The sequence below is a fragment of the Pseudomonas emilianonis genome, assembly GCF_023072625.1.
Lineage (GTDB): Bacteria > Pseudomonadota > Gammaproteobacteria > Pseudomonadales > Pseudomonadaceae > Aquipseudomonas > Aquipseudomonas paraveronii.
Genome location: NZ_JAKNRV010000413.1, coordinates 1 through 4,174, shown reverse-complemented (window position 1 = coordinate 4,174; position 4,174 = coordinate 1). Strand labels below are relative to the sequence as shown.

The 4,174-nt window shown below is 64.5% G+C and carries 4 protein-coding genes; all 4 read right to left on the bottom strand.

The annotated features are described in order from the left end of the window. The coding region (locus L9Z73_RS26485) for a TIGR03364 family FAD-dependent oxidoreductase (RefSeq protein ID WP_247407503.1) at positions 1–1,016 on the bottom strand (1,016 nt) is incomplete at its 3' end. A gap of 136 nt (positions 1,017–1,152) precedes the next feature. Further along, positions 1,153–2,175 (bottom strand): putative 2-aminoethylphosphonate ABC transporter substrate-binding protein, encoded by a 1,023-nt coding sequence (locus tag L9Z73_RS26480; RefSeq protein WP_247407502.1) that lies wholly within the window; start codon positions 2,173–2,175, stop codon positions 1,153–1,155. Between the two features lie 18 nt (positions 2,176–2,193). Beyond that, entirely contained in the window at positions 2,194–3,906 is a 1,713-nt protein-coding gene (locus tag L9Z73_RS26475; RefSeq protein ID WP_247407501.1) for a putative 2-aminoethylphosphonate ABC transporter permease subunit, read from the bottom strand. 1 nt (position 3,907) lies between these two features. Beyond that, positions 3,908–4,174 (bottom strand): TOBE domain-containing protein (locus tag L9Z73_RS26470; RefSeq protein WP_247407500.1); only part of this gene is annotated, 267 nt, incomplete at its 5' end.

The window sequence follows — 4,174 nt, the reverse complement described above, 5'->3', positions numbered from 1 at the left end:
AACGGCGCCGGCCCGCGTGCGCCATAGACGCCCTGCCAGCGCTCGACCACCTGGACCTTGCAACCCAGGGTCTGCTCGGCCAGTTCGAGCATCCAGTCATCGACCTGCTCGGCATTGAACGGCGACGCCTCGCGGCCGTAGTCGTGGGAGTCGCCGATGATCAGTTCGCCATGCGGCGTCGGGCTGATCAGCAGGTGAATCCCGTGCTCCTGCAGGTGCGGCGCCTCGCGCAGGATCTGCGCCTGCACCGCCGCCGCATCCGGCAGGTCGGCAAAGGCGCCGTAATGCACGCAACTGAGGCCCGTGAGCAAAGCGTGTTGCAGGTTCAGGTTGACCGCCGGCCGCGCGCGCAGCATTTGCAGGCGGCAGACATGCGGGTTGAGTTCGGCAATCGCCTCGGCCAGCAAGGTTTGGTAGTCGTGGCCCGAGCAGACGATGATCTGCGCGCCACGAAAACTGCCCGCCGTGCTGTGCAACTGGCCGGGCTCGATGTCGCGCACCAGGGTGGAAAAGTGAAACTCCACCTGCAGTTCCTCGCGCAGGTAATGGATCAGCGCCGGTATCGCCTCGCGCGAATACAGTTGCTGATCGTCCTTGCCGTGCAACGCCGCGCGGTGATGACGGAACTGGCCGCCGTACAGATCCCTCAACGCCGCGCCTTGCAGCAGCTCGACGTTGTAGCCGTGCTCCAACGCGCGGCTGGCGCAGAAGGCTTCCAGCAGATGTTCTTCCGCTTCGCTGCGGGCGAACAGGTACGAGCCGTTGCGCTTGAGCTGCAAGCCGGCAAGCCGCGCCCATTCGCCCCAGATATCGCGGCTTTGCCGCGCCAGGTCGAGCATCGGGCCTGGCGGTTGGCCGGTGACCAGGGCCTGGCCGAAGTTGCGTACCGAGGCGCCCAACGGGGTGGCGCTGCGCTCGAACACCTTGACCTTGAGCCCGCGCTTGGCCGCCGCGTAGGCGTGAGACAGGCCGAGGATGCCGGCGCCGATGATCAGCAGGTCGCTGTGGTGTGTCATTTAGTGATGTCCTGTTTTCAAGACCGCTATCGGGGGCAAGCCCTCTCCCACATGTTGACCGCATTCTCATGTTGGAACTCGGTCAAGTGTGGGAGGGGGCTTGCCCCCGATGAGGCCATCAGCCCAAACGGAGTACTTACTGACCCGCCACCTTCTCCGACTTACCGTCATAGCGCTTACGCCATTCAGTCAGAATGCTGTCGCGGTTTTTCGAGGCCCAGGTGAAGTCGTTCTTGATCAGCCGCTGCTCGTAGTCCGCCGGCAATTCGGTCTGCGGCTTGGCGATGCCCGGCTGGGCGAGCACGGCGAAGTTGTCCTTGTACAGGTCCATCGCGGCGGTGCTGGCGGAGAAGTCGGCGAGTTTCTTCGCCGCGTCGGCGTGGGCGCTGCCCTTGATCACGGCGGTCGCTTCGATGTCCCAGCCCAGGCCTTCTTTCGGCAGGATGATGTCCAGTGGCGCTCCCTGGCGCTTCAACTGCACGGCCGGGTATTCGAAGGAAATACCGATCGGGAACTCACCCGAAGCCGCCAGCTTGCACGGCTTGGAACCGGAGTGAACGTACTGGCCGATGTTCTGGTGCAGGTCGTCCATGTACTGCCAGCCCTGCTTCTCACCGAAGGTCTGCAGCCAGGCGCTCACATCCAGGAAACCGGTGCCCGACGACGCCGGGTTAGGCATCACGATCTTGCCTTTGTACTCAGGCTTGGTCAGGTCTTGCCAGCTCACCGGCTTGGTCAGCCCCTGCTTCTCGGCTTCGACGGTGTTGAAGCAGATCGTCGCGGCCCAGACGTCCATGCCGACCCAGGCGGGTGGGTTGGCGGCGTCGCGGTAGTGTTTGCCGATCTTGTCCAGGTCCCTGGGCGCGTAGCTCTCGAGCATGCCTTGCTGGTCGAGGATCGCCAGGCTAGAAGCCGCCAGGCCCCAGACCACGTCGGCTTGCGGGCGGTCTTTTTCCGCGAGCAGCTTGGCGGTGATGATGCCGGTGGAGTCACGTACCCATTTGATTTCGATGTCGGGGTTGGCTTGTTCGAAGGCTTTTTTGTAGGTCTTCAATTGCTCGGCTTCGAGGGCCGTGTACACGGTCAGTTCGGTCTTGGCGAAGGCATTCAGGCTGAATGCAGTGAGTACGGCAGCGACCAGCGCCAGGGGCTTGAACATGGAATACCTCCTTCAGGGTTATTGGCCCGGCGCGGTCTGGCGCCAGGCTTGGGAGCGGCGCAACACGCCACGTGAGGCCCACGCCAGCAGCAGCGAGACGCTGGCCGAGGTGAACAGAATCAAGGTGGACATGGCCGCCGCACCGCCCACATTGCCGGCGTCGTCCATGTTCAACACGGCGACGGCGGCGAGGATGGTGTCGGGGCTGTAGAGGAAGATCGCGGCCGAGACGGTGGTCATCGCCGACACAAACAGGTAGCGCACGATGTCCAGCAGCGCCGGCAGGCAGATCGGCACGGTCACGCGCAAATAGTGGCGGTACAGCGGCGCCTTCAGCGACAGCGCTGCGGCTTCGAACTCGGCGTCCAGTTGGCGCAGCGCGGTGGTGGCGGTCATCTGCGCGGTGGTCAAATAGTGCGCAATGGTGCACACCACCAGCAGCGTCATGGTGCCGTAGAACACATGCAGCGGGTTGCCGCTGAGGTTGAAGAAGAAGACGTAGCCCAGGCCCAACACCAGGCCCGGCACGGCCATCGGCACAAAGCTGAGCATACGCAGCGCCAGGTTGAGGCCCTTCTGGCCCTGGGTCTTTTCCATCAGGTAGGCGCCGGTGAAGATCAGTACGCTGCCGATCAAGGCTGTAAACAGTGCCAGGGTCAGGCTATTGCGGTACGCCAGCCAGCCGCCGCCAGCCGTGTCTTCGAACTGGTAGTGGTTGAGCGACAGCGACAGGTTGTAGGGCCAGAACTTCACCAGCGACGAGTACACCGCCATGCCGAACACCAGCAACAACACCGCGCAGATCAGCAGCACGATGGCCAGGTAACAGGCATCGCGCCGCCGCGACGGTGCCGGCTGGAACACCTGGGCACGCCCCCCCATGGCATCGCCCTGACGCCGACGCAGCCAGGCGTCGACGCCAAAACTGAACAGCGCCGGCAGCAGCAACACCATGCCGATCAACGCCCCGCGCCCGAACTGTTGCTGGCCGACCACGGCCTTGTAGGCTTCCAGCGCCAGCACCTGATAATCGCCGCCGACCACCACGGGTACGCCGAAATCGGTGATGGTCAGGGTGAACACCAGGCAGAACGCGGCGAACACCGCCTGGCGTGTGGCCGGCCAGGTGATGCTACGAAATGCCCGGGCCGGGCTGGCGCCCATGCTCGAGGCCGCATCGAACAAGCGCGCATCCGCCAGGGAAAGCGCCGACAACAGGATCATCAAGGCGTGTGGGAAGGTGTAGATCACTTCGCCGAGGACAATGCCCCAGAAGCCGTAGATGTTGTCCGACAGCAAACCGCGCAACAGGCCCTGGTTGCCGAACAGATAGACCAACGCGATCCCCGGCAGCATCGACGGCGCCATCAGGGGCAGCAGCGACAGGCCGCGCCAGATCGCCTTGGCCGGGATCAGCGTGCGTTGCAACGCATAGGCAAACAGATACGCCAGCGGTACGACGATGGCCGCCACGCTGAGGGAAACCTTCAGGCTGTTACCGAGCAGCCAGTGGAAGTTGGCGCTGCTGACCAGTTCCCGTGCCGCCACCAGCCCGCCGCCCTGCCCGGCTTCGCTGCTGAAGCCGCGCCAGAAGATCGCCAGCAGCGGCAGCAACACCGCGACGCCCAGCAGGCACAACCACAGCCATTTGCCGCCCAGCACAAAAAGGCGGTCGCCCAGCTCGGCACGAGACACCCGCCGCGCAACAGGCAGCGTCATCAGCGCACCCATGTCAGGCAAACACCTGCAGGCTGCGCGGTGGCAACGCGACCCAGATGTCCTGGGCACCCAGGCGCGGCATGGCTTCCGGCGCCAGTTCGGCCAGCAGCGGATGACCGGGCAGTTGCGCCAGTTCAAAGCTCATGCGGCAACGGTTGCCGAGAAAGGTGATCTCGCGGACCTTGGCCGCAAACAGGTTCTCTTCATGCACCGGCGGGTTGACGCTGATCGCTTCCGGGCGGCAGAACAGGCGCCCGGAGGTGGCCGCGCCGGCATCCTC

Bases quoted from the DNA above. Each gene is read 5' to 3' on its own strand.
- L9Z73_RS26480 (WP_247407502.1), bottom strand. From the start codon at position 2,175: ATGTTCAAGCCCCTGGCGCTGGTCGCTGCCGTACTCACTGCATTCAGC.
- L9Z73_RS26475 (WP_247407501.1), bottom strand. From the start codon at position 3,906: ATGGGTGCGCTGATGACGCTGCCTGTTGCGCGGCGGGTGTCTCGTGCC.